General features: G+C 73.3%; 21 protein-coding genes. 11 read left to right on the top strand and 10 right to left on the bottom strand.

The window, feature by feature from the left end; genetic code table 11:
* Window positions 1–210: 210 nt before the first annotated feature.
* From I6A60_RS21150 to I6A60_RS21140, 3 genes are all read right to left on the bottom strand, one after another.
* Complete coding sequence (locus I6A60_RS21150) at window positions 211–726, bottom strand: DUF2231 domain-containing protein (RefSeq protein ID WP_203025262.1); 516 nt, start codon at window positions 724–726, stop codon at window positions 211–213.
* A 438-nt stretch (window positions 727–1,164) separates the two neighbouring features.
* Window positions 1,165–2,127: an SPFH domain-containing protein gene (locus tag I6A60_RS21145; protein WP_203021332.1), complete on the bottom strand. Its 963-nt coding sequence runs from the start codon at window positions 2,125–2,127 to the stop codon at window positions 1,165–1,167.
* Entirely contained in the window at window positions 2,124–2,591 is a 468-nt protein-coding gene (locus I6A60_RS21140) for an NfeD family protein (RefSeq protein WP_203021333.1), read from the bottom strand. Before I6A60_RS21140 ends, I6A60_RS21145 begins: the two co-directional genes overlap by 4 nt.
* A gap of 198 nt (window positions 2,592–2,789) precedes the next feature.
* On the opposite strand from I6A60_RS21140, the gene I6A60_RS21135 reads away from it, so the two are divergent.
* The 5 genes from I6A60_RS21135 (at window position 2,790) to I6A60_RS21115 (ending at window position 8,547) form a co-directional block, all read left to right on the top strand.
* Window positions 2,790–3,659, top strand: a complete 870-nt coding sequence (locus tag I6A60_RS21135) for a prephenate dehydratase (protein WP_203021357.1) — start codon at window positions 2,790–2,792, stop codon at window positions 3,657–3,659.
* Between the two features lie 81 nt (window positions 3,660–3,740).
* Entirely contained in the window at window positions 3,741–4,493 is a 753-nt protein-coding gene (locus I6A60_RS21130) for a pyrimidine reductase family protein (RefSeq protein ID WP_203021334.1), read from the top strand.
* Between the two features lie 125 nt (window positions 4,494–4,618).
* Window positions 4,619–5,026: a hypothetical protein gene (locus I6A60_RS21125; protein ID WP_203021335.1), complete on the top strand. Its 408-nt coding sequence runs from the start codon at window positions 4,619–4,621 to the stop codon at window positions 5,024–5,026.
* A 4-nt stretch (window positions 5,027–5,030) separates the two neighbouring features.
* Window positions 5,031–7,346, top strand: coding sequence for a hypothetical protein (locus I6A60_RS21120; protein WP_203021336.1), 2,316 nt, complete (start codon window positions 5,031–5,033; stop codon window positions 7,344–7,346).
* Between the two features lie 118 nt (window positions 7,347–7,464).
* Window positions 7,465–8,547, top strand: coding sequence for an ATP-dependent DNA ligase (locus tag I6A60_RS21115; protein ID WP_203021337.1), 1,083 nt, complete (start codon window positions 7,465–7,467; stop codon window positions 8,545–8,547).
* A gap of 101 nt (window positions 8,548–8,648) precedes the next feature.
* Here the strand turns inward: I6A60_RS21115 and I6A60_RS21110 are convergent, their stop codons facing one another.
* Window positions 8,649–9,122 (bottom strand): hypothetical protein, encoded by a 474-nt coding sequence (locus I6A60_RS21110; protein WP_203021338.1) that lies wholly within the window; start codon window positions 9,120–9,122, stop codon window positions 8,649–8,651.
* A 197-nt stretch (window positions 9,123–9,319) separates the two neighbouring features.
* Here I6A60_RS21110 and I6A60_RS21105 point away from each other — a divergent pair, with 197 nt between their 5' ends.
* Window positions 9,320–10,177, top strand: a complete 858-nt coding sequence (locus I6A60_RS21105; protein ID WP_203021339.1) for a heavy metal-binding domain-containing protein — start codon at window positions 9,320–9,322, stop codon at window positions 10,175–10,177.
* 177 nt (window positions 10,178–10,354) lie between these two features.
* On the opposite strand, the gene I6A60_RS21100 is transcribed toward I6A60_RS21105, so the two are convergent.
* A complete protein-coding gene (locus I6A60_RS21100; RefSeq protein WP_203021340.1) occupies window positions 10,355–11,518 on the bottom strand; it encodes a hypothetical protein in 1,164 nt (387 codons plus the stop codon).
* A 144-nt stretch (window positions 11,519–11,662) separates the two neighbouring features.
* Between I6A60_RS21100 and I6A60_RS21095 the strand changes: the two genes are divergently transcribed.
* Window positions 11,663–12,436 (top strand): 3'(2'),5'-bisphosphate nucleotidase CysQ, encoded by a 774-nt coding sequence (locus I6A60_RS21095; protein WP_203021341.1) that lies wholly within the window; start codon window positions 11,663–11,665, stop codon window positions 12,434–12,436.
* Window positions 12,437–12,494: 58 nt separating this feature from the next.
* Here I6A60_RS21095 and I6A60_RS21090 read toward each other — a convergent pair whose 3' ends face one another.
* Window positions 12,495–13,133: a TetR/AcrR family transcriptional regulator gene (locus I6A60_RS21090; RefSeq protein WP_203021342.1), complete on the bottom strand. Its 639-nt coding sequence runs from the start codon at window positions 13,131–13,133 to the stop codon at window positions 12,495–12,497.
* Window positions 13,134–13,206: 73 nt separating this feature from the next.
* Between I6A60_RS21090 and I6A60_RS21085 the strand changes: the two genes are divergently transcribed.
* Window positions 13,207–14,661 (top strand): MFS transporter, encoded by a 1,455-nt coding sequence (locus tag I6A60_RS21085; RefSeq protein WP_203021343.1) that lies wholly within the window; start codon window positions 13,207–13,209, stop codon window positions 14,659–14,661.
* Window positions 14,662–14,734: 73 nt separating this feature from the next.
* Entirely contained in the window at window positions 14,735–16,288 is a 1,554-nt protein-coding gene (locus I6A60_RS21080; RefSeq protein ID WP_203021344.1) for an ATP-binding protein, read from the top strand.
* Here I6A60_RS21080 and I6A60_RS21075 read toward each other — a convergent pair.
* The 4 genes from I6A60_RS21075 to hemE form a co-directional block, all read right to left on the bottom strand.
* A complete protein-coding gene (locus I6A60_RS21075; RefSeq protein WP_203021345.1) occupies window positions 16,285–17,847 on the bottom strand; it encodes a sugar transferase in 1,563 nt (520 codons plus the stop codon). The genes I6A60_RS21080 and I6A60_RS21075 overlap by 4 nt on opposite strands.
* A gap of 1,097 nt (window positions 17,848–18,944) precedes the next feature.
* Window positions 18,945–19,697, bottom strand: coding sequence for a hydrogen peroxide-dependent heme synthase (hemQ, locus tag I6A60_RS21070; protein ID WP_374113391.1), 753 nt, complete (start codon window positions 19,695–19,697; stop codon window positions 18,945–18,947).
* Between the two features lie 78 nt (window positions 19,698–19,775).
* Entirely contained in the window at window positions 19,776–21,209 is a 1,434-nt protein-coding gene (gene hemG / locus I6A60_RS21065; RefSeq protein WP_203042393.1) for a protoporphyrinogen oxidase, read from the bottom strand.
* Window positions 21,210–21,300: 91 nt separating this feature from the next.
* Window positions 21,301–22,473, bottom strand: a complete 1,173-nt coding sequence (gene hemE, locus I6A60_RS21060; protein ID WP_203021359.1) for a uroporphyrinogen decarboxylase — start codon at window positions 22,471–22,473, stop codon at window positions 21,301–21,303.
* A gap of 380 nt (window positions 22,474–22,853) precedes the next feature.
* Between hemE and I6A60_RS21055 the strand changes: the two genes are divergently transcribed.
* Together I6A60_RS21055 and I6A60_RS21050 are read left to right on the top strand one after the other, a co-directional pair.
* On the top strand, window positions 22,854–23,222 hold the full coding sequence (locus I6A60_RS21055; protein WP_203021347.1) for a hypothetical protein: 369 nt from the start codon (window positions 22,854–22,856) through the stop codon (window positions 23,220–23,222).
* A gap of 146 nt (window positions 23,223–23,368) precedes the next feature.
* Window positions 23,369–24,067 carry a DUF3000 domain-containing protein gene (locus I6A60_RS21050; protein WP_238435895.1) on the top strand — a complete coding sequence of 233 codons (699 nt, stop codon included), beginning with the start codon at window positions 23,369–23,371 and terminating at the stop codon, window positions 24,065–24,067.
* Window positions 24,068–24,198: the final 131 nt, after the last annotated feature.

The raw sequence follows: 24,198 nt of genomic DNA, 5'->3' as shown, positions 1-24,198 counted from the left end.
CCTCACGGGAAATCCGGCATCGGATTCGGTGCGTCGCCGAATGATCGTCGGCGCCCGTCGCGCCAGACCGCGCGATCCCGTGTCCAACGCTCGGCCCGATGGCGTGATCGCCGTTTCGGCCCTCTGGTGATCGTAACCAGAGCTGTTCCGCAGCCATCAGAGGGCCGAATCGGCGACCATGGCGGCTGGCTGACCTCGCTCGGGGCGGCGCTAGCTGCTGCCGACGCCCTGCCAGACGGCTTCCGCCCCGGCGTGCCCGATGCGGACGACCTCCACGATCACGATGACCGCGAGCGCGACGACGACCAGTGACACCGCCGCCGTCAGCGGCCGGGGCAGCGTCCGCGCCGACGAGCCGGAGCCCGGCTGGGCGGGGCCGGGCATCGTCCACGCCGTGGGCCGCCAGCCGTGCACGAACAGCAGGAGCAGCGCGGCCGCGAACAGCCCGGCCACCCACGGCAGCAGTTCCTCACCCAGCGCGGCATGCCGGGCGATCAGCGGGTTGTCGACCCCGAGCTTGTCGCGCAGCTTCTCGCCGGTCGAGGTAGTGATCGGGACCAGGATGAGCGCACCGGCGCAGGCGATTGCCGGCAACGGCCCGAGCGCGCGGCGCACCCTGGGCCAGACCGCGGTCAGCGCGAGCAGCAGCGCGGCCAGCGGCACCAGCACGACCGTGGCGTGCACGATCAGGGCGTGGGCGGGCAGCCCGGAAATCGTTGTCGGCACGACAGCCTCCTGGGGCGACGTTCAGATCATCTCTGACCCTGGCCCGGCTGCCTGAAGATGTCCTGAGAACGGTCAGTAAGCAGATAGTAAGGAGGTTGGTGGGTCCGGGCGCGGAGCGCCAAGACCCACCAACCTCCGTGTCGGGCGCTGAGCGCCCTCCCCAACCTGGTTCGCCGTATGGGTGAGGTACGGAGGCCAGCGCCTATCCAGCGTCGGGATCTGGGTCGCGTTCGCCTCGAACCGTACTGGGAGCGCCCGGACTCACGGACCTCCGAGTCGAGGCAGGGACGAGCGCTGCCTCAGTGGCCGTGATCGCCGTTTCGGCCCTCTGGTGGCTGCGAAACAGCCCCGGTTACGACCATCCCAGGGCCGAAACGGCGATCACGGGACTGCCCGGGACCGGGCCAGCCTTCGCGGCGGCAGGCCCTGGTTGGTCGGTCAGATGTTCTGGGTGGGGGCGATGGGCTTGGTCAGCTTTGGGCGGCGCAGCGTCTCGTTCGGGTCGGCCTGGGAGCTGTCCCCGCCGCCGCCGATCAGGCTGGCCAGGTCGCCGATGCCGCTGCCCAGCGCGCCGCTGAGCTCGCTCGGAATGATCCACACCTTGCTCGCCTGGCCGTTAGCGATCTTGGGCAGCGTCTGCAGGTACTGGTAGGCGAGCAGCTTCGGATCGGCGTCGCCGGCATGGATCGCCGTGAAGACCGTGTCGATCGCCTTCGCCTCGCCCTCGGCCTGCAGGATCTGCGCCTGCCTCGCCCCCTCCGCCTTGAGGATCGCCGCCTGCTTCTCGCCCTCCGCCTTGAGGATCTCGCTCTGCCGGAAGCCCTCGGCCGTCAGGATCGCCGCCCGCCGGTCCCGCTCGGCCCGCATCTGCTTCTCCATCGCCTCCTGCACCGAGCGCGGCGGTTCGATGGCCTTGATCTCGACCCGGTTCACCCGAATACCCCACTTGCCGGTCGCCTCGTCGAGCACGCCGCGCAACGCGGTGTTGATCTGGTCCCGGGAGGTGAGCGCGCCCTCCAGGTGCAGGCCACCGATGACGTTACGCAGAGTCGTCACGGTCAGCTGCTCGATCGCCTGGATGAAGTTGGCGATCTCGTAGGTCGCCGCGCGCGGGTCGGTCACCTGGAAGTAGAGGACGGTGTCGATGCCGACCACCAGGTTGTCCTCGGTGATCACCGGCTGGGGCGGGAAGGCCACCACCTGCTCACGCAGGTCGATCCGCTCCCGGACCCGGTCCACGAACGGCAGGACGATGGCAAGACCCGGCACCAGCGTGCGGTGATAACGGCCGAGCCGCTCCACGACCACCGCGCGTGCCTGCGGGACGACCTTGACCGACCGCATCACGAAGACCAGGGCTACGAACGCGAGCACCGCCACCACGATCAGTCCACCGGTCATGGCAACTCCCTCCGTGGGACTTCCAGTCCCGGGACTTCTTCCTGGTGGACGATCGCCGTCGCGCCGTCGATGCGCAGCACCCGAACCTCGCTGCCCACCGCGATCACGACGCCGTCCGGGTAGGCACGCGCCGACCAGATCTCGCCCTTGAGCTTCACGCGGCCGTCGTACCGGTCCACCTGTTCGAGGACGACGCCCTCGGCGCCGACGAGCGCCTGCGCGCCGGTGGCGAGCAGCGGCGCGGTGTTGAGATGGCGAGCGGCGATCGGCCGCAGGCCGAAGGTGAGGCCGCCCGCCGCGAGGACGAAGGCGAGCAGCTCCCAGACGAGGCCCCCGCCGACGAGCGCCACCACCCCGGCGACCGCGGCCGCCAGGGCGAACATGAGCAGGTACAAGCCACCCGTGAGCAGCTCGGCGATAGTGAGCCCTCCGGCGACGATGAACCAGACTAGGTCGGCCGGCACGCCTCCATCGTAGGCCTGATCACTCTCTTTTCGGAGCGGTCATATCGGGTACCGGACAACTCTCCCGAAACATCGTCGACGCGGCTCCCGGCGGCCGGACCCGGTATCGCCGCGGCCGGCACCGGTAACGTGGGCGGCGCCCGATCCGGGCTCCGCCGAACCGACGCCAAAAGGATCCGTGACCGCACCGTGCCCGTCCTGACTTCCCGGCAGCGCATCGCCTACCAGGGCGAGCCGGGGGCAAACTCCCACCTGGCCTGCCGCGACGTGTACCCGGACTTCGACGCGGTGCCGTTCCAGACGTTCGAGGAGTGCTTCGCCGCGATCGACGACGGCACGGTGCAGCTCGCGATGATCCCGGTGGAGAACTCCACCGCCGGCCGCGTCGCCGACATCCACCATCTGCTGCCTGACGCGAAGGCGCACATCATCGGCGAGTACTTCCTGCCGGTGCACCACCAGCTCATGGCCCTGCCTGGAACCTCGCTGGCCGACCTGAAGACCGTGCACAGCCACCCACAGGCGCTGGCCCAGTGCCGCGAGGCGCTGCGCGCGCTCGGCCTGCGGGCGATGCCCGACGCGGACACCGCCGGGGCGGCCCGCGAGCTCGCCCAGTCCGGTGACCCCACCCGGGCCGCGATCGCCTCCCGGGTGGCCGCCGAGGTGTACGGGCTGACCATCCTGCGCGAGGACCTCGAGGACGAGCAGCACAACACGACGCGCTTCCTCATCTTCTCGGCGGAGGACCTGCGCGCGGCGGCGGGCGTGCACGAGCTGGTGACGACCTTCATCTTCAAGGTGAAGAATCGCCCGTCGGCGCTTTACAAGGCGCTCGGCGGATTCGCCACCAACGGCGTCAACATGACGAAGCTGGAGAGCTTCATGGTCGGCGGCGCCTTCGTCGCGACCCAGTTCCTGGCAGACATCGAAGGCAGCCCCGAAGAGGCGGCGGTCGCGCAGGCGTTCGAGGAGCTTGCCTTCTTCGCCGACTACCGGATTCTCGGGGTCTACCGGGCGAGCCGTTACCGGGAGCGGATCGCCGGCCGGGTCCAGTCTGCCGCCGGCTGAAACGCTTCGGCTCGCGCGCCGGCCTTCGGGCCGCTCGCCCAGCCGCCTTCGGGTGCGGGCCACCCACATAAGGTCAGGACGGTGCGCCGACTACTGCCCGCGCCGGGCCAAGACGACCTGAGCCAGGAAGACCTCGACGCGGCCTACGCCCTGCCGGTCCCACCCGCGGGGACCGCCCACGTCCGGGCGAACTTCGTGTCGGCGGCCGACGGCGCGGCCGAGGTCGGCGGCCGCTCCGCGGCGCTCGGCGGGCCCGGCGACCGGCAGATCTTCCGCACACTGCGGTGGCTGGCCGACGTCGTCCTCGTCGGCGCCGGCACCGCTCGGGCCGAGAACTACGGGCCAGCCATAGTCCCACCGCCACGGCAGGAGGCCCGGATCGCGGCGGGCCTCGCGCCGGTGCCGCCGATCGCGGTGGTCTCCGGGTCGCTGGCGATCGACCCGGGGGCCCGGCTGTTCGGCGCGGCCGTGCGGCCGCTGCTGCTGACCGCGGCGAGCGCCCCCGCCGATCGGGCCGCGGCGCTGCGCGAGGTCGCGGACGTCGTCGTCTGCGGCGACGAGCAGGTCGAGCTGGAGCTGGTGCTCGGCGCGCTGGCCGGCCGCGGCCTCTCGCGCGTCCTCACCGAGGGCGGGCCGATGCTGCACGCCCAGCTGGGCGGCGCCGGCCTGCTCGACGAGCTGTGCCTGACGGTCGCGCCGGTGCTCGCCGGGCCGCAGCATCTCGGCATCGTCGCCGGCGCTGCCTGGCCGACGGCCCAGCCCATGGAGCTCGGCCACGTGCTGGAGGACGACGGCTCCCTCTTCCTGCGTTACCGCGTTCCGAACAAGGGGTAGCTGTCGGCTACGGCCAGCTATATCCACAGGTCAGCCGCTGTCCACAGGGCGGCACGGGCGCCTTCCTGACCGGCGCCGAGCTGGCTAACGTGCCGCCTGGCTTCCGACGGAGAAGGCGGTGGATCATGGCAGGGCGGGTTGTTGACGGGCTGGCCGCGGCAGGGCCGGTTCTGGCCGGGCCGGTCGTGGCGGAAGCCGGGAGCGGGGCGGGGGCGCCGGCGGGGCTGGTCGTCAACGAGCGCCGCGGCGCGTTGCTGACCACCGCGGCTGTCCTGGACCGTGGCGCGGCCGAGATCGCCGCGGCGTTCAGCGGTCTGACGGCAGCGCTCGACGCCGGCGCCTGGGCCGGGCCGGCCGCCGACATCTGGGCGGGCGAACTCGCCCGCGCGGGAACCAGCATCAGGCGGGCGCTCGAGGACACGGCGCTGAGCTGCGCGCACACGGCCGCGTCCCAGCCGGAATGGGTCGCGCCGGATGACCCACGGGCCATCCGGCCGGCAGCCAGGCTCGGCTACCTGCGCGACGGGCGGTAGAGCGATGCCCGGCCCGAGTGAGCGAGTCGTCCTGGACCAGGGCCTGGCCCGCGTGCTGGCGCAGCGGCTGCGGGATCTGCGCGACCTGCTCGGCCGGTGGGCCCGGGCGGTGGTGGCGCTGCTCGGGCCGCTCGGCTGGCCGGCGGACCCCGTCGTCGCGCTGCACGCGGGCGCGGGCTGGGCCGACACCTCGGCCGCGAGGCTGACGCGTCGGCTCGCCCAGGCCCAGGCTGCCGACGCGAGCCTCGGCGCCGCGCCGACCGGCGGTGCCGGTGGAACCGCGGCGCAGTCCGGCGGCGGTGGCCGGCTCGTGGTGACGCTGCGGCCCGACCCGTTCGGCGGCGACGGTCTGGCTGCGCGGGACGCAGGGGCCCGGCTCGGTCTGGAGCTCGTCGGCGCCGCGCTGGCACCGGCGGCGGACCTGACGACGCTCGCCGGCGTCGTCGCCCAGCTGCGGACGTCCGCGCACGACCCGGACTTCGCCGCGGGTCTCGTCGGGGCCGTCGGGCCGGCGCGGCTGGCCGTCGTCCTACGCCTGGCCGAGCACGTCGGCTCCGGCGGCTTCGTGGTCACCGAGACGGCGGACGGTTACCGGGTCAGGCCCGCGCGCGGCGGCGACCGCACCCGGGCCGACGCCCCGGGCCGATGGCTTCCGACCGCGCTGGCGGGCGACCTCACGGCCACGCTCGGCTCGGCGCTCGCGACCTTCAGCCGGTCCGGGCTGCTCACCGCGGTCTGGCTGAGCCGGTTCAACGCGCGCGATGTGCGTGGCCAGGCCGAGACCACGCTGCTCGGCCCGCTGCTCGCGGCCGGCCGGTTCGCCCCGGCCACCCTGCGCCTGCTCGGCGACGCGCTCTTCGCGACGACCGACGTCTCCGGCGATCGCTACCGCACCCGCGACGGTCTGCTCACCGGAGCCGGCGCCCGGGTCAGCGGCTCCTCGCCGGTCACGCGGGACATCGGACTGTTGGGTGCCGATCCCGCGGGCCGACGGCGAGCCACGTACGCGGCCGCCCTGCTGCGGGCCATCGCGGACGAGCCGACGCTCGTTGCCCGGTTCGCGACCGACCACGTGGAGGCGATCGTCGCGGGCGCACGGGTGTCGGCATTGCCTGCGCCGATCAGACCGGGCGTCCCGGCTCCGGTGGCCAGTGCCTGGGAGTACCTGGTCAGCCGGGCAGGAGGGATCGGCGCCCGGCAGGCCGATCCGGCCGGTGCCGCGACGTTCGTGGCGCGGCTCGGCTTCACGATCTACCACTACCAGGTCACCCACGCGGACCCTCGGTTGCGGCGCGACAGCTCCTGGCCGCTCCCGACCGGCCTGCGCGCCGCGATCGGCGACCTGTTGCACGTCTGGCGGGCCGAGCTGTACGCGTCGGCCGTGGGCCTGCTGCCCGCCGGCGACGCGCTGCGCGGCCCCTCAGGCCGGGGCCTGGTCGCGGTCTGGCCGGCCGCCGCGGCCGGGCGCGCGGCTGGCGGCGGCGCGGGCGGCCCCTGGTCGGCGCGGCTGGCCGGGCCGGCGGACGGCGCGCGGATTCCGGCCGAGCTGTGGGCGGCCCTGCTCGGCGAGGCCCTGGCCGCGGGCGGCCCGACGGCCACGGCTCTGGGGTCGGACGCGCTGCGGCAGGCGGCCGACCTGGGGCAGGCGGGCTGGGCCGCGACCCGCGGCTACCGGGGCGACGGCCAGGTCGCGTACCCGGCGAGCCCGCGCGCGCTCGTCCATCTCCAGCAGGCCGCGATGGTGTCGTTCTTCCTCACGGCGCTCGCCGACACCGCCGCCGGGCTGACCCTGCGCGCCGAGCTGACCGCCGACGACGCGGCCCGCCGGACGACTCTGGCGATCGACCAGCTCGCCGCCACCGCCCGGGCCGTCAAGGTCGACGACCTGGTCGCCACCCTCTACGGCGTCACCGTCGGCGTGACGGTCGCGGCCGCCGCCGACGCGGCGAAACCGGATGGGCGGCCCGGGTCCGAGGCGCTCTCGACGATCGCCGGGGTGGCAGCCGCCGCGGCGGTCCGGCCCGGCTGGCAGGAGGCCTACCGGGCCTCGGCGACAGCCGTCTGGCTGCGGCGCGGCGACGACCCGATCCTGCCGGTCGAGGTGACCGACGCCGCCGGCGTCCGCCGGACCTTCACCGGAGATCCACGCCTCGACGGGTTCATCACCGGCCCGGCGGACGCCTTTCTCGACGCCGACGGCCGGCCGCTGCCGCCGGAGCGGATGTCCCCGGCCGCGCGGTCGGCCTATCTGCGCTGGCTGGCCAGCCCCGCGATCGTCGCGAACAACGACGACCTCCCCACGCTTGCGCAGGCACGATGACCGCCTCCCGACGCGACCGGAGGCCAGCCGGGGGATCCTGCTCAGATCGCAGCCGAAGCCCGGCGTCGGATCGAGCGGGGCGAGAACCCAGGTACCGAGGGCAAGGGACAATGAGCCGATGAAGCTGCCCGTGATGCCGCCGGTCGCGCCGATGCTGGCGAAGTCGGTCCCGACCATCCCATCCGGGGCGTCCTATGAGCCCAAATGGGACGGCTTCAGGTGCATCTGTTTCCGGGACGGTGACGAGGTCGAGCTCGGCAGCCGCAACGAGAAGCCGATGACCCGCTACTTCCCCGAGCTGGTCGAGGCGGTCAAGGCCGAACTGCCCGACCGGTGCGTCCTCGACGGCGAGATCGTCATCGCCCTGGACGGCAGGCTGGACTTCGAGGCGTTGCAGCAGCGCATCCACCCCGCGGTGTCGCGGGTCAAGCTGTTGAGCGGGACGACCCCGGCCTCGTTCATCGCTTTCGATCTGCTCGCGCTCGGCGACGAGGACTACACCGGGCGCCCGTTCTCCGAACGGCGCGCCGCGCTCGAAGCCGCGTTGGCCACGGCGAAGGCGCCGGTCCACCTCACCGCGACCACTACCGATCTGGACGTCGCCAACCGCTGGTTCGTCGAGCTCGAAGGCGCACACCTCGACGGCGTGATCGCCAAGCCGCTGGAGGGCGTCTACCAGCCTGACAAGCGTGTCATGTTCAAGATCAAGCATGTCCGCACCGCCGACTGCGTCCTCGCCGGCTTCCGCTGGCACAAGACGTCCACGGTGGCCACCCCGCTCGTCGGCTCGCTGCTGCTCGGGCTCTACAACGACGAGAACAAGCTGCAGCACGTCGGCGTCGTCGGGGCTTTCACCGCCAAGCGCCGGGCCGAACTGGTGGACGAACTCGCCCCGCTCCTGCTCGGCGACGGCGACGACCATCCGTGGCAGGAGTGGGCCAGCGCCGAGGCGCACCAGAGCCAGCGGCTGCCCGGCAACGTGAACCGGTGGAACGCGCAGAAGGACCTGTCGTTCATCCCGCTGCGTCCCGAGCGGGTGCTGGAGGTCAAGTACGAGCACATGGAGGGCACCCGCTTCCGGCACCTGGCCCACTTCGTCCGGTGGCGCGCCGACCGCACCCCCGATTCCTGCACCTACGAGCAACTTGAGCAGCCACTCACCTACACGCTCTCCGACATCATTCCCGGACTCGGCTCGTAGCGAAGCCGCCTGCCGGCAGACCCGCGAACGACACGCGCTCCTCAACAGTCGTCGCCGGCGGCGATTGCCCGCTGGATTTCAGCAGATCAGGCCGGCGCGGCTCAGCCGACCAGGAAACGTTCGAGGGCCCCTCGGGTGGCCTCGTCTCTCCGGCTGATCTCGGTGAGCAGGGCGCTGAGCTGGTCGAGCCAGTCGGTGACGGTGGTGGGGGCCGTCGAGAGAACCACGCCGTGCACGACATGGCTGACGCTCGCCTCGATCAGGCCCAGGGCCGGAATGCGGAACGTCAGCATCCGGTCGGCGGCCAGGACGCTCACGCCGACGGGCTCGCCAGGCCGACGGGCAAGCCGGCCGGTGACGGAGCGGCGGCGTTCGACGCGCACCATCGACGGCGGCAGTGCCCCGGCCAGCGTCGTCACGAGGACGTGCGCCAGCATCGCCGTCTCCACCCGTCGGAGATGCGCGACGACGAGATTCCCGAGCGCGTCCGGAGGTTGCCCCGGCGGCGGCGAACCCGCAGGCGGCAATCCGGTCGGCTGGGGCGGTTCGGCCGGTGGCCGCGAGGGCGAAGCCATGAACCGAAATGTAGCGCCGTGACCGAAGCCGGTCATTGGGTCGCGCGCCGGACCGACCCGTGCCATTGCCGGGTCGGACCACGGTCCTGGCCGCTACCCGGGCTCGGCCGATACCTATTCGGCGCGTAGCGTGCCGCCAGGTTCCCGGGGCGGCGGGCTGGTCAGGCCGGCGGCCGGGCGCGATCGAGGAGGGCGTCATGGCGGGGTTCGGTCGCGGCGGCGACAGCCAGCAGCCACCCGGCGCCGGGTGGGAACCCGACGCCGCCGGAACGCGGCTGGCGATGACGGCGGGAGCGGCGCCGAACGGGGTCTTCACGTCGGACCTCTCGGTGTCGGAGTACGTGCTGCTCAACGAGGCCGGATTCGAGCCGCTGGGGTTCGTCGTCGGCTCGTCGATCTACCACATCGGCCTGCAGGCCGCGGGGTGGAAGACGAACCAGGAGCTGGGCGTGCTCAGCCAGGCGATGTACTCGGCGCGCGAGCTGGCGATGGGCCGGATGCAGAGCGAGGCCGAGCGGCTGGGCGCGGACGGCATCGTCGGGGTGAAACTGCGCGTGCAGTACTACGCCTGGGGCCAGAACGTCCTGGAGTTCATCGCGGCGGGCACGGCCGTGCGGGCGATCCGGTCGCCGGGGGCCCACCGCGCGCCCAACGGGCACCCGTTCACCTCGGACCTGTCCGCGCAGGACTTCTACCGGCTGCTGGCGGCGGGCTCGGTACCGGTGGCCTTCGTCCTCGGCACCTGCGTCTACCACATCGCCCACCAGGGCGTCTTCCAGTCGCTACGCCAGGTCGGCGTCAACCAGGAGATGACCACGTTCACCCAGGGGGTCTACCAGGCTCGCGAGCTGGCGCTGACCCGCATGCAGGCCGAGGCGGCCCAGGCCGGGGCCAACGGCATCGTCGGCGTCGACCTCGTGGTGAGCAACCATGTCTGGGGCGAGCACGCGACCGAGTTCTTCGCGACCGGAACCGCGATCCGCACGCTGGACCCGGCCCACCGCCTGGCCGACACCGCGCCCAAGCCCCAGTTCACCCTCGGCCTCGACAACTAGCCAGTGCCGCGACCGCCAGGGTCTGCCCGTCGCCTTGATCGCCGTTTTCGCCCTCTGGTGGCTACGAAACAGGCCAGGTTACGACCACCGGGGGGCCGAACCAGCGATCATGGGGACGCCGGAACTGAGAGCCTTGCCGGCCTCGACAACTAGCCCGATCGTCGGCCGGCGTCGGCGTCAGCCGAGCAGCCAGCCCTCGGCGTGGGCTCGGTCGAGCTCGGCGGCCACCCCGGGCGGGCTGAGCTCGGCGGGGATCGGCCTGCCGGCGGCGAGCAGCGCGGCCAGCTCACCGCGCCCGGGGGCGCCGAGTGCCGGACCGGTGAGGCTGCCGCCCAGACCGTAGAACTCGGCCAGGTGGGCCCGCAGCGCGCCCAGCTCGGCGGCACGGTCCGCGGTGCCGGTGTCGTCACCGGCCGCGGCACCGTGCGGAGAGGTCGCGGACAGCCCCGGCTCCCGGGGCGCGGCGAGCTCCGGGCTCGGCACGACCGGGACCAGGACCAGCAGCGCGTGCGCCGGCTGGCCCGACCCGACCCGGGACGGCGTGGGCACCGGCGGCTGCACCGGAGCGCCGGTGGCCTCGGCCGCGAGCGCGGCGGCGGTCAGGGTCGCCTCGGTCGGGCGGACCGGCTCGTCGAGGGCGTCGAGCGCCGCGAGCAGGGCGCGCACGCGCAGCTGGTAGCGCCGGTCCCCCGGGTCGGTCCCGCCTACCGGAGCGAGCACGACGCAGTACTTGCCCTGCCGGGTGAGGGCCCGGATGCGAGCGATGTCCGCCGTGTGCAGCAGGCCGTCGGCCCAGACCGCCCAGGGCGCCGACCGGCCGGGGCGCAGCCAGCCGCGTTCGGTGAGCGCCGAACGCAGCTCGACGGGGCTCAGCCGCAGCTCCGGGTAGTCGGGGTGGCTCGGCAGCCGCAGCCCCGCGACCGTGCCGACCAGCCGGGCCCGGCCGGTGGGCTCGGGCTGCCGGTCGGGCTCGACCCGGCTCGCCGTCCGCGCCAGCGCCGCGGTGCGTTCCTTGTCGGCGTCCACCGGCCCACCGCGCCGGCGGACGCCGGCGACCCGCATGGCCGCGACGAGCTCACCTTCGGGCTCCCGCAACGCGACGGCGTCGCCGGGGCCGAGACCGGCCGCGTCTCGCGCCGGGACGACCAGCGAGGGCAGCCGCAGCCCGTCGCGCAGGGTGTCCTCCGGGTAGCCCGGTGCCGGTCCGAAGGCGCCGAGCAGCAGCAGCTCGAGGTCGGCGAGCTGCGCACGGGTCAGCCGCGCCGACGGCCAGCCGGCCGAGGCGGCCGACAGCTCGGCGGCGCGGTCCTCGTCGACGAGCACGGGGCAGCGCACGGGCACCTTCGGACCGTAGCCGTCCGGTGACAAGACGGCCGGTCCGACGGCGTTGGCTCGCCGTACGGCAGGATGGCCCCGACCGCTCCGCCAGCCCGAGCAGGACGGTTCTCGTGATTCGCGGCAGCCTTCTGCCATAAAATCGGAACGGTGAGCATCGACACCACAACCGCCGAGCTGGCCGACGCCGAGCTCGCGAGCCTCCTGGCCGAAGACGCCGGACGACGACTGCTGGAGATCCGAGCCGAGGTTGGCTTCGCGGACGGGCCCGCACTCAAGGACGCCGGCGACGCCGGCTCCCAGCGGCTGCTCGCCGCGGCGCTCGCCCGCCACCGCCCGAAGGACGCCGTGCTGTCCGAGGAGGCCGTCGACGACCCGGTCCGCCTCCGCGCCGACCGGGTCTGGATCGTCGACCCGCTCGACGGCACCCGGGAGTTCGCCGAGGAGGGCCGCACCGACTGGGCCGTGCACGTCGCGCTGTGGCAGGCCGGCGGGCTCGTCGCCGGGGCCGTCGCGCTGCCGGCCGTCGGGGTCACGCTGTCGAGCGCGACGATCACCCCACCGCCGGCCGGACCGGCCGGGCCGGTACGCCTGGTCGCGAGCCGTACCAGGGCACCCAAGCTCGTCACCGACGTCACCGAGAGGATCGGCGGCGTCGTCATACCGATGGGCTCGGCCGGCGCCAAGGCCTCCGCGGTGATCCGCGGGGAGGCTGACGTCTACCTGCACGCCGGCGGCCAGTACGAGTGGGACTCGGCCGCCCCGGTCGCGGTCGCGCTCGCCGCGGGTCTGCACGCGACCCGGATCGACGGCTCGCCGCTGCGGTACAACCAGGCCGACCCGCTGCTGCCCGACCTCGTGATCTGCCGGCCCGAGCTGGCCGAGGCGGTGCTGGCCGCGATCCGGGCGTCGTCCTCCGGCTGAGTCACCCCGCGGCACACGAAGGCGGCGGTCCCGACCGCCGCCTTTCTCGTCGCCCCGCCTACTGGGGCGGTCGGGCGTGCGCGCGCAGGAAGGTGTCGACGCCCGCAGCGACGGCGGCCCGGATCAGCTCGTCTGGGACGGCCGCGGTGCCGTGCTCGGTGAGGACCTGGATCTCGGCGCCGATCAGGGCGAGGAACTGGTGGGCGGCCCGCGTCGGGTCGGGGACCACCAGGTGGCCGGCATTGCCGAGCATCGCCAGGCGCCCCGCCAGCGCCTCCATGATCGGAGCCTCCGCCTTGACGCGCACCAGCCGGTAGACCTCGGGGTCGCGGGCGGTCTCCGCCGCGATCATGCGGGCGAGGAAGAGCGAGCACGGGGTGCGCTGGCACTCGACGAGGCGCAGGCCCAGCTCGCGCAGGCTGTCGCGCCAGCCGACCGCCGAGAGGTCGAGGCGCTGGATCACCTCGAGGGCGTCGGCGTTCAGCTGGACGGCCGAGTCCGCGACCGACTCGCGGAACAGCTGGTCCTTGCCGCCAAAGTAGCTGTAGATCGTCGGCTTGGAGACGCCGGCGGCCGTGGCGATCGCGTCGACACTCGCCCGCTCGTATCCCTCGTCACCGAAGATCGGTGCCGCCGCGTCGAGGATCACGCGTCGCTTGTCCGGACGAGCCACTCGCTTCGCGTCCACAACCGCCATCCGCCCAGTGTAGCCCCAGGGTTGACGGCGAACGGACGTTACAACACTAAACCGTGTGGTGTAGTTTTGCGCCATGACCGTAAACACAACCGTCGGTTCGGGTACGCAGACCGAGGTCGCCGAGCCGGCCGAGGAACCGGGAGCGCCGACGGGCGCGCTGCTCGCGCTGGGGCTCGCCGCACTGGTGGCGGTCCTGGACGGCACCGTGGTCTCCGTCGCGCTGCGCACGCTGACGGCCGACCTGCACGCCCCGCTCACGACGGTCGTCTGGACCAGCGTCGGCTACCTGCTGGCCGCCGCGACCATGCTGCCGCTGCTCAACTGGGCTACCGCGCGGTTCGGCGGGCGGCTGGTCTTCCTGGTCGGGCTCGGGCTGTTCGGGCTCGGCTCCGCGCTGTCGGCCCTCGCCTGGTCGGCGGGCGCGCTGATCGCGTTCCGGGTGGTGCAGGGCCTGGGCGGCGGCCTGCTGGAGCCGACGTCGCTCATGCTCGCGGCCCGACTCGCCCGCCAGGACCGGGTCGGCCGGGTCCTGGGCACGATCTCGATGATCATCAACGTCGCGCCGGCCCTCGGCCCGGTGGTCGGCGGCCTGCTGCTCGCGACCGGCCACTGGCAGTGGATCTTCGTCGTCAACATCCCGCTGACCCTCGGCCTGTTCGCCGTCGCCATCGCCTTCATCCCGGCCGACCGGCCCACCGGCCGAGCCGAGGCCGCGACCGGCGGGGCAGGAACGGAACCGGCCGCGGCGCCCCGCGCGGACCTGCGCGGCCTGGCCCTGCTGACGACGGGTTACGTCGGGCTCCTGTTCGCGCTGACCCGATCGGGCCAGGCGGGTGCCGACGCCGTGACCATCACGGCCGCGGTCGCGGGAGCCGCGCTGCTCGCCGGGTATGTCAGGCACGCGCTGACGGCGCGGACACCACCCGCGTTCGACCTACGCCTGCTGCGGCGGCCCGGGTTCGCCACGAGCCTCGCGGTGATGTGCTGCGTCGGCCTGCTGATGTACGGGCAGCAGGCCGCACTGCCGATCTTCGGCGCGGACCGCCACCACCTGCGCGGCGCCGGCCAGGGCCTGTTGGTGTGCGCGCTGGGCCTCGGCCTGTTCGTGTCGATGTCGTGGGGCGGGCGGGTCAGCGACCGGACGGGGCCTCGTCCGCTCGTCCGCGCCGGCGCGGTCGTCACCGCGGCCGGTCTGACGACGTTCGCCTTCGCCCACGACCGGCTTCCGCTGCCGGCGGTGTTCGCGCTGTTCGTCGGGATCGGGCTGGGCTTCGGCCTGACCGCGTCGCCGACCTTCGCCACCGTCTTCCGGCTTCTCCCGCCGGCCGAGCAGCCGCAGGGCACGACCGCCGTGTTCATGTCCGTCCAGCTGTCCGCCTCGCTGGGCGTCACGACGCTGGGCCTGCTCCAGGCGCGGGCCGGCGCGCACTGGCTGACCTGGCTGTTCGTACTCCTGGCCGCCGCGGCCGTCGCGATGCTCGTCCTCAGCCGCGGCCTGCCAGGCCGCCCAACCGACGCACAGACCTGAACCGCGGGCTCAACGCCCGCCAAGCTGGCAAAGCAATTCGCCAAGTATCGCCAAGTAGAGCTAAGCTCTCGCTATGTTGGCCGCCGAACTCGCCGAGCTCGTTCGCACGCTGCGCGACTCGCGGACGGATCTCGCTCGGGTGGAGGCCAAGCGCGCTACTCGGGAGCTGCCGAAGTCGACCCGGGAGACCCTGTCGGCGTTCGCCAACTCACCAGGCGGCGGCGTGATCCTGCTCGGGCTTGATGAGACCCACAGTTTCGCGGCGACCGGCGTGGCTGACCCGAAGAAGGTCCGAGACTCGTTGGCCGATCTCTCGCGTGACCAGATGGCGCCGCCGCTGGCCCCACTAATCGAGATCATGGAGTTCGAGGGCGTCCAGCTCGTCGTGGCGGAGGTCGCCGAGCTGGATCGGAGCTCCAAGCCCTGCTACTACCGCGGCGCCGGCATGGCGAACGGCTCCTACGTCCGCGTAGGCGATGGCGACTACCGGCTCGGTCCCGCCGAGGTCCACGCTCTGGTCGCGGCCCGTGGCCAGCCGGTCGACGACACCGTCCCCGTCCAGAACGCCACACCGGGCGACCTGATGCCGGAGATCGTCGGGCCATACCTTCAGCGTCTGCGTCTGCAGCGCCCGTTCGCCTTCCGAGACCTCGACGATCGTGAGCTTCTGCTGGCCACCCGGGTCCTGGTGCCCGGCGATTCAGGTCCGGTGCCCTCGCTGGCCGGCCTGCTCTGCTTCGGCCGGTTCCCACAGCACTTCTTCCCGCAGCTGGAGGTCACGTTCGTCGAGTACCCGACGGTCGACGGCGCCGAGATCGGGACCGGCTTGCGTTTTCTCGAGAACCGGGCGTTCGACGGCCCGGTTCCGCTCCAGGTTCGCGAAACCCTCGTGCAGCTTGCCCGGGCCATCCGACGCGGTACGGTCATCGCGCCGGGCGGCGGCGCGTCAACGGTGTACGAGTACCCGCTGGAAGCGCTGCGGGAGGCGGTCGTGAACGCGGTCGTGCACCGTGACCTCGGCCAGTACTCACTTGGCACCCAGGTCCAGGTCGAGGTCTACCCGGACCGGATAACTGTGCGCAACCCCGGGGGCCTCTTCGGGGCCGTCCGCGTGAGCTCTCTCGGCGAGCCCGGTCTGTCGTCGGCGCGCAACGCCCTTCTGCTCAAGCTCCTGGAGGACGTCGAGGTACCGGGCGAGGGCAGGACGGTTTGCGAGAACCGCGCATCCGGCATTCGCACCATGGTCCGGGCGATGTCGGTGGCTGGCCTGCCGGCGCCTCGGTTCGCCGACAACATCTCCTGGTTCGAGGTGACCCTCAGCGGGCCTCCCCCGCGGCGCGCCGACCTCGCCGCGGCCGCCAGAGACAATGCGACGGCCAGGGACGCAGCCACCGCTTCGATATCTCGTACCACGGTTCCGGCCGAGCGAGACTGGTTCGTCCTCGAGTCCATTCGCTCGGCCGCGCGGCCGCTTTCCCGCCGGGAGATCGAGAGCATGACCGGGCTCACCAGCGCCCGGGTCAAGGCAGCCCTCACGGCCCTGATGGACCAGAGGTTGGTCACCGCCATCGGCGCGACAAGATCACCAAACCGACGCTACGAGGCAGCCGCCGCCCAGGAGGGCTAGTAAGCGCCTTCCCGGCGCAGGACGGCGAAGACGGTGCGCCAGAGGATGACGAAGTCCATGGCCAGGGTCCAGTTCTCGACGTAGCGCAGGTCGAGGCGGACCGACTCGTCCCAGTTCAGGTCCGAGCGCCCGCTGATCTGCCACAGGCCGGTCAGGCCGGGCTTGACCATCAGCCGGCGGTGCACGTCGTCCTCGTACTGGGCGACCTCACGGGGCAGCGGCGGGCGGGGCCCGACCAGCGACATCGAGCCGTTCAGCACGTTGAACAGCTGCGGCACCTCGTCGAGCGACCACTTGCGCAGGAACTTCCCGACCCGGGTGACACGTGGGTCGTCGCGCATCTTGAACAGCAGTCCCTGGCCCTCGTTGCTCGTCTGCAGGCCGGCGAGGCGGGCCTCGGCGTCGACGTACATCGAGCGGAACTTGTACATCTTGAACGTCTCGCCACCGCGGCCGACCCGGACCTGCTTGAAGATCGCCGGGCCTCGGCTGGTGAGCCGGACCGCGAGGGCCAACGCGATCAGCAGGGGCGAGAACAGCACGACGACGGTGAGCGCCACCGCGCGGTCGAACAGGATCTTCATGACCCGCCGGGAGCCGGACAGCTCCGGCTCGCGGATGTGCAGCAGCGGCAGGCCGGCGACGGGCCGGATCGAGATCCGCGGCCCGACGACGTCGGTCAGCGCCGACGAGACCAGCACGTCGACGTCCGAGCCCTCCAGGTTCCACAGCACCCGCTGCAGCGTCTCGCCGTCCATCTGCGGGGAGATCGCGACGGTGGTGGCGCGGGTCGCCCGGATCGAGGTGTGCAGGCTCTCCGAGGTGCCGACGATCGGTACGCCGAGCAGGTCGAAGCCGCTGCGCTCCGGCCGGTCGTGGCTGTGTCGGCCGGGCAGGCGGTCCAGCACGACGCCGACGACCGACCAGCCGGCGGTCGGGTCGCGCTGGGCGAGGCGGACCAGGGTCGCGGCCGACTCGCCGGCGCCGACGACCAGCACCCGGTGCATGCAGCGGCCCTGCCGGCGCATCCGGTGCAGGATGCCCCGGCCGCCGATCCGGCCGACCATCGACAGCAGGATGGCAACCGGGAAGACGATGAGCACGTACGCGCGGGCGACCTCGGCCTTGGTCGCATAGGACACGGTGGCGACGGTGGCGACCACCCGGACCGCCGCGTTGACGACCCGGCGGAACTCCTCGGACCCACCGCCGAGGAACCGCGGCTCGTAGGCCCGGTTCAGCGCCATCGAGACGACCCAGACCAGCGGCAGCAGCACCAGCGCCAGCAGGTACCACTCCGACGTGTCCCGGGCCGTGTCGAAGTGCCGGGTCCCGAACGGACCGAACCTGATCACGTAGGCCACTCCGGCCGCGACCACACAGGCCGCGGCGTCGAAGGCGATCAGGACCCTGACGTAGCGGCGCTCCCAGCGCAGCTGGGCCCGGTAGAGATCGTTCTCGACGGCGATGGCCCCGCCCGGCGGCCGTTCCGGTGTCTCCCGGGCCCGACGCGACGCGGCCCGCCCTGGAGCCTCGCGACCGGGCACCGTCGCGGTCACTGCGCGCCGTCCCCGAGCCGGCCGCGTACCTGCAGCGTCAGCAAGGTCCCCTCCGCGGTGGATACGCCACCCGCTCCCCCGCGCGCCCGGTGCCTCGCGCGGAACACGCCCTAGACGGGCAGTCCCAGCGGCACGCGCCGTCGCGGACCGCGCTCCCCGCTCCCGGCGCGACCGAGGCCGTGCCGGTTCCCCTGCGGGATGGCCGCACCCACGACCACGCGCGCAAACTTACCCGCACCTGGCTATTGCCCGACCAGCGCCCCCACGCGACAGTCCCGACGAGCCAGGCGCGCCAGACCTTCCCGACAAACCCTCGCTACCACCGCACAACCGCTGGAAGCACGAGCACGATTCCGCCGATCCCACCCCACGAGCACCACCGCGACACCCCACCCGAACAAACACATGCCGTGTCGCTCTCTCATCAATGAGTTACACGACGCCACCAAACTGCTACTGTCCGCCAAAGCCCAGGGGGAGACCTCCGGGCCGCGGGCCGGTCGGCGCCCGCCCGACGGGTGGGGGCGCCTGCGCGGACGCCGACCGCACCCGGCGCGCGGCCGAAACCGGGCGCGGAGCGCCCTTCGACCGCGTCGCCTGTCGGGCGCGAAGCGCCCTTCGACCGCCAGTCGATCTTCAAGTCGGATGTGGTGCCGGTTTGCATACCCGGTCGCGGATCTTCGACCGCGTCCGGCGGGCACAATCGGCAAGATCGCGGACCTGGTATGGATAAATGACGCATATCGGGCGTAGGGCGCCCGTTTCAATACCAGACTGGCGACCATCATGGGCGACCGCGCCGACGGCCGTCGATGATCGCCAGGTTGGTATGGAAATCGGCGCGGAGCCGATCAGCGAGAGGCGCCACTCGCACGCGCACTGCCTGCGCAGTCAGTGATCAAGGCGGCCCAATTTCCCATCGAGACGCCTTGATCACCGACTGCGCAGGCAAAGCAGACTTCGATGCCCCGATTTGTCGGCTTTATCTCTGCGCAGTTCTCGATCATGGTGCTGCAGCCTGCCCAGCTAGCCGGATGATCGGCGTCTGCGAAGGCAAGTCGGCGCCGGTGAGAGAAGCGCCCAGGGCCAGGCCATGCCTAGGGCAGGGCGGCGACTATGTCGGCGATGGGCTTGCGGGCGCCTGTGTAGAACGGCGTCTCCAGGCGGGTGTGGCGGCGGGCGGCGCTGGAGCGCAGGTGGCGGATGCAGTCGACGATCCGGTGCAGCTCGTCGGCCTCGAAGGCCAGCAGCCACTCATAGTCGCCGAGGCCGAACGCGGAGACAGTGTTCGCGCGGACGTCCTCGTACTCCCGGCCCATGATCCCGTGCTCGGCCAGCATGCCGCGCCGCTCGTAGTCGGGCAGCAGGTACCACTCGAGCGACCGGTTGAACGGGTAGACGCAGACGTACCCGCGCGGGTCCTCCCGCCGGACGTAGGCCGGGATGTGGCTGCGGTTGAACTCGGCGGGCCGGTGCAGGCCGACGGCCGACCAGACCGGGTCCAGGTGGGCGCCCAGCGTGGTCTGCCGGAAGCGCTGGTAGGTCTCCTGCAGTAGATCCGGGTCAGGGCTCGTCCACCAGACCATCAGGTCGGCGTCGGCGCGGTAGCCGGAGATCTCGTAGATACCGCGGGTGTAGACGTCCTTGGCGAGGGCGCCGTCGAGCAGGGCCTCGACCTCGGCCGCGACGGCGGACCTGTCGGCGGGCAGCGGCCGGCGGGCGGCGAACACCGACCAGCTCGTGTAGAGCATCTCCGCGTTCAGGTCACGGGCGGACCGCTCGGCGGCTTGGCGTCCATCGGCTGGCTGGTCGCCGGCCGCGCGTTCGGCGGCGGGCTGGGACTCGGACATACGTCTATTCTTCCTCGCTCGACGGGCGGGTCACGGGTGCCGTTGGTCGCGATCGGGGCGGGCTCGCGACCCGGCGGGTCAGACCGGGCCGGCGGCGCCGACCGCGTCGGTCGCGCTGAGCACGGCTGCGGCGGCCGCCTCGCCCGAGCGGATACAGGCCGGGATGCCGACGCCGTCGTAGCCGGCGCCGGCCAGCGCTAGGCCGGGCGGCAACGCGCGGCGCACCGAGGCGATCCGCTCCAGGTGGCCGGGCAGGTACTGCGGCAGCGCGCCGCCCCACCGGCTGACCCTGCTCGCCACCGGGCGAGCGGTGATCCCGCCGGCATGGGCGAGCTCGGCGGCCACGACGCCGGTCAGCTCCGTGTCGGACCGGCGCAGGTCCTCGTCGGCGCCGGCCCGCCCAACGCTGGCACGCACGACCCGCAGCGGACTGCCCGCGGACACGTGCGGCCACTTCGACGACAGGTAGGTCGCGGCCTTGATCGTGGCCCGCTCCCGCGCCGGCACCAGGAAGCCGCTGCTTCCCGCGGGCAGATCGATGTCGCGGAAGACGAGCGTGACCAGCCCGATCGACGCGTACGGCACGCCAGCCAGCGGCGCGGCCGCGTGCGGGGCGATCGGGGTGAGCAGCTCCCGGGCCGCGCCCGCCGGCACGGCGAGGATCACCGCGTCGGCGTCCAGCGACCCGCTGCCGCGCGGCCCGGTGACGACCTCCCCCGGCTCGCCGGCGGCGCCCTTCTCGTCGAAGTCGACGCGCCAGCCGCCCTCGACGCGGGTGATCCGGCGGACGAGCACCCCGGTGCGCACCGCCGCGCCGCTGGCCTGCGCGACCCGGGCGGCGAACCCGCCGAGCCCGCCGCGCACGGTCGCGAACACGGGGGCCGGCGGGGCCGAGGCGACCGGGGCGGTACGGGCCCGCACCCGGTGGGCGCCGAGCAGCAGCGAGCGGTCCTCGGCCAGGATCGGCGCCAGCTGCGGGACGGTGGCCCGCAGCGACAGCGCGTCGGCCCGGCCGGCGTAGACGCCGCCGAGCAGCGGGTCCACCAGCCGGTCGACGACCTGCCGGCCGACCCTGGCGCCGACGAAGTCACCGACGGTCGGGTCCTCGGGCATCGAGGCCCGTGGCAGCACCAGGTCGGCGGCGGCGCGCAGCAGGCCGAGCGGGGACAGCACCCGGGAGCGCACCAGCCCGAGCGCGTCGGTCGGCACGCCGAGCAGTGTGTTCGGCGGGATCGGCCGCAGCCGTCCGTTGATCCACAGCGCGGCCGAGGTGGTGGCCGGGTGCACGAGGTCGTGCCCGAGGCCGACCTGGCGGGCCAGCCGCTGGCCTTCCGGGACCCGCGCGAGGAACGACTCGGCGCCTTCCTCGACCGCGAGCCCCTCGATCGGGGTGGTGCGCAGCTTGCCGCCGACCCGGTCGGCGGCCTCCAGCACGGTTACCTGAGCCTTGCCAGCCAGCGCGTGCGCCGCGGCGAGGCCCGCGATGCCGCCACCGACGATCACCACTCGCACGCCGCGTCGCCCCTTCGCGCCAGCCCGGTGCGGGCCGGCATTGTCGCGCTCGGCCTAACGGCCATGCGCGCCGGATTCAGGCGCCCCGGATTCAGGCGCCATGGACCAGGTCCACGATGTGGGCGAGCACGCCCGGGTCCGTCTCGGGAATCACGCCGTGGCCGAGGTTGAAGATATGGCCCTCGGCCTTCGACCCGCGCAGCAGCACGTCGCGGACCTTCTCGGCCAGCACGTCCGGCGGGGCGAACACGGCGGTCGGGTCCAGGTTGCCCTGCACGGCACGGCCCGGCCCGACCCGGCGGGCGGCCTCGTCAAGCCCGAGCCGCCAGTCGACGCCGACGACGTCCGCGCCGACCTCGCCCATCGCGGTGAGCAGTTCGCCGGTGTTGACGCCGAAGTGGATGCGCGGCACTCCGGCACCCTCGAACGCGGCCAGCACCTTGGCGGAATGCGGTGCCACATAGCGGCGGTAGTCGCCCTCGTCGAGAGCCCCGGCCCACGAGTCGAACAACTGCAGCGCGTCGATACCGGCGTCTACCTGGACGCGCAGGAAGCCGATCGTGACGTCGGCCAGCCGGTCGAGCAGGCTGTGCCAGAGGTCCGGCGCGGTGTACATCAGCCGCTTGGTCTTGGCATGGGTCTTGCTCGGGCCGCCCTCCACGAGGTAGCTGGCCAGTGTGAACGGCGCGCCGGCGAAGCCGATCAGGGGTGTGTCGCCGAGCTCGGCGAGCAGCAGCCGGACCGCGTCGTGGACGTACGGGACGTCGTCGGGCTCGACCGGTCGCAGCGCCGCGAGCCCGGCGGCGTCCTTGATCGGCTCGGCGACCACCGGGCCGACCCCGGCGACGATGTCCACGCCCATGCCGATCGCGACCAGCGGCACGACGATGTCCGAGTAGAAGATCGCCGCGTCGGTGCCGAACCGGCGGACCGGCTGCAGGGTGATCTCGGTGACCAGCGCGGCGTCCTGACAGGACTCCAGCATCGGGACGCCCGCGCGCAGCGCCCGGTACTCCGGCAGCGCCCGGCCGGCCTGCCGCATGAACCACACGGGCGCGACGTCGGTCGGCTCGCCGCGGGCGGCCCGCAGCAGCGACGCCCGCTCGGCCAGCCCCGGCCGGCGCGAGCCGGGACCCGGCGCCGCGTCGGCGGCGCCCCGGACGGGCTCGGCCGCCTGGCGCGGCTCTGCTGGCTCGACGACAGCGTCCCTGCCGGACCGGTGAAGCCGATCCGGGAGGTCGGCGATCCTGGAGGTTCGGCTCACGCCCATGCTCCGATCGTGACACGCGCCGCCGTCAAGCGCCGAACCGCTTCCCGTCCGGAGTGCGGCGGGCGGGCGGCTGGTCCGGGTCACCGAACCGCGGCATCTATTTCTACGTACCGTAGAAGTTACTCCTCGCCATGACCGTCCCGCTTCGGCGTGGTCTTCGCGACCGCCGGGAGACGCGAAGCGCCTGCCGACACGCCGGGGGGAATGCGTGGAGATGGGCCATCGCCGTGGCACCGTCTGTGCCGTCCGAAAGGGCCCAGAGGGCATGCGTTGTCCGAGCTGGCCTCGCTTGTGCGGGGCTCGGGCGGCTTCGCGGGAGCCGTACGCACTGCCCGGGGACCTGTCCCAGCCCCCGATGTCGAGGAGGTGCGGTCATGCTCCCCGGAGGCGAGCTTGATCAGCTCGTTCGCATGTTCTGCCCCCAGTGCGCGGACGAGCGGCCGTTCGAGCGACCGGAGTGCCTCGACGGGCACGGCGCGGACTGCCCCGAACGGGCCTGCGTGGAGTGCGGTGCCGCCGTCCTGCTCGGCCCCCTCACCCAGCCAGAGCGTGCCCGGGCGACCGGCCAGGACCGGCCCGGCCAGCGGGTGGTCCGCCCGGCCGTCATCGACCTCGGCGTACCGGCCCAGTCGATGCCGTCTCAGGCGATGCCGGCTCAGTCGACACCGGCCGAGTCGACGCCGGCCCAGCCGGAGACGCGGCGCCGGGTCGGCTCCGGGCGTACCCCTCGGTCCCTGGCGTGAGCCTGCACCCGGCACCGGAGCCGTTCCACCCGGGACCCGGCGGGGCACATCGGGCCGGCGGCCACTGGACGTACCCAGCGGGGTCGAAGCCGCACGCTCCGGCGTCCGGTCAGCGTGATCTGCGGCCACGCCCTAACGTGGCCGCCATGGGCGCCCCGCTGTCACCCGACTCCGGGGCGGCCACCGAAGCCGGCGCCGCGCTCGCCGACGCCGGCCCGGCGCTGGCCGGTCCGGTCGTGTTCGGCGCCGCCACGGCCGCACTGCGCCACGGGCTCACCAGCGTCCGCCCGGAGGTGACGGTCCGGGAGACCACCGCGCCGTCCCGGGTGGCGCCGCATGCCTTCGCGCTGGCCGCCAGCCTTGCCGGGGACGAGGACGACGTCGCCTCCGGCCGGTTCGTGCTGCTGTTCGACCAGGCGGGGCACGCCGCCTGGGAGGGCAGCGCCCGGCTGGTCTGCTACGCGCGGGCCACCGTCGAGCCGGAGGTCGCCGCCGACCCGATGCTGCCCGAGGTGGCGTGGTCGTGGCTGGTCGAGGCCCTGGCGGCGCATGGCGCCGGCGTGCGGGCGCTGGGCGGCACGGTCACCACGACGACCTCCCGGCGGTTCGGCGTGCTGGCGCCCGACGGGGACAGCTTCGACGTCGAGGTCCGCTGCTCGTGGTCGCCTGACTGGGCCGAGACGGTGGCCCCGGCCCGGCGGCCCGGCGGCGACGACCGCGCCAGGCCGTGGACGGCCGGGGACACGACGGCGCACCTGCACGCCTTCGCCGACCTGCTCGCCGCCATGGCCGGGCTCCCGCCGCGGCTGGCCGGCGTCGTACCACTGCCGGGTCGTCGCTTCTAGCCCGACGCTGGCTAGCCCGACGCCGGCTAGCCCGACGCCGGCTAGCCCGACACCCTGGCCCAACTCGCACGCAGGGCGCACTCCCCCGCCGTTCCCGGCCAGCGGGTCGGCGGGGAAGCGCGGGGACCCGC

The sequence above is a fragment of the Frankia sp. AgB1.9 genome (assembly GCF_016786355.1).
In the GTDB taxonomy this organism is placed as follows: domain Bacteria; phylum Actinomycetota; class Actinomycetes; order Frankiales; family Frankiaceae; genus Pseudofrankia.
Note: the sequence above shows the minus strand (reverse complement) of the source record. Positions and strands in the feature narration are given on the sequence as shown.

Bases quoted from the DNA above. Each gene is read 5' to 3' on its own strand.
- I6A60_RS21145 (WP_203021332.1), bottom strand. From the start codon at position 2,127: ATGACCGGTGGACTGATCGTGGTGGCGGTGCTCGCGTTCGTAGCCCTG.
- I6A60_RS21125 (WP_203021335.1), top strand. From the start codon at position 4,619: ATGGCAGGGCGGGTTGTTGACGGGCTGGCCGCGGCAGGGCCGGTTCTG.
- I6A60_RS21120 (WP_203021336.1), top strand. From the start codon at position 5,031: ATGCCCGGCCCGAGTGAGCGAGTCGTCCTGGACCAGGGCCTGGCCCGC.
- I6A60_RS21115 (WP_203021337.1), top strand. From the start codon at position 7,465: ATGAAGCTGCCCGTGATGCCGCCGGTCGCGCCGATGCTGGCGAAGTCG.
- I6A60_RS21110 (WP_203021338.1), bottom strand. From the start codon at position 9,122: ATGGCTTCGCCCTCGCGGCCACCGGCCGAACCGCCCCAGCCGACCGGA.
- I6A60_RS21105 (WP_203021339.1), top strand. From the start codon at position 9,320: ATGGCGGGGTTCGGTCGCGGCGGCGACAGCCAGCAGCCACCCGGCGCC.
- I6A60_RS21090 (WP_203021342.1), bottom strand. From the start codon at position 13,133: ATGGCGGTTGTGGACGCGAAGCGAGTGGCTCGTCCGGACAAGCGACGC.
- I6A60_RS21085 (WP_203021343.1), top strand. From the start codon at position 13,207: ATGACCGTAAACACAACCGTCGGTTCGGGTACGCAGACCGAGGTCGCC.
- I6A60_RS21080 (WP_203021344.1), top strand. From the start codon at position 14,735: ATGTTGGCCGCCGAACTCGCCGAGCTCGTTCGCACGCTGCGCGACTCG.
- hemQ (WP_374113391.1), bottom strand. From the start codon at position 19,697: ATGTCCGAGTCCCAGCCCGCCGCCGAACGCGCGGCCGGCGACCAGCCA.
- I6A60_RS21055 (WP_203021347.1), top strand. From the start codon at position 22,854: ATGCTCCCCGGAGGCGAGCTTGATCAGCTCGTTCGCATGTTCTGCCCC.
- I6A60_RS21050 (WP_238435895.1), top strand. From the start codon at position 23,369: ATGGGCGCCCCGCTGTCACCCGACTCCGGGGCGGCCACCGAAGCCGGC.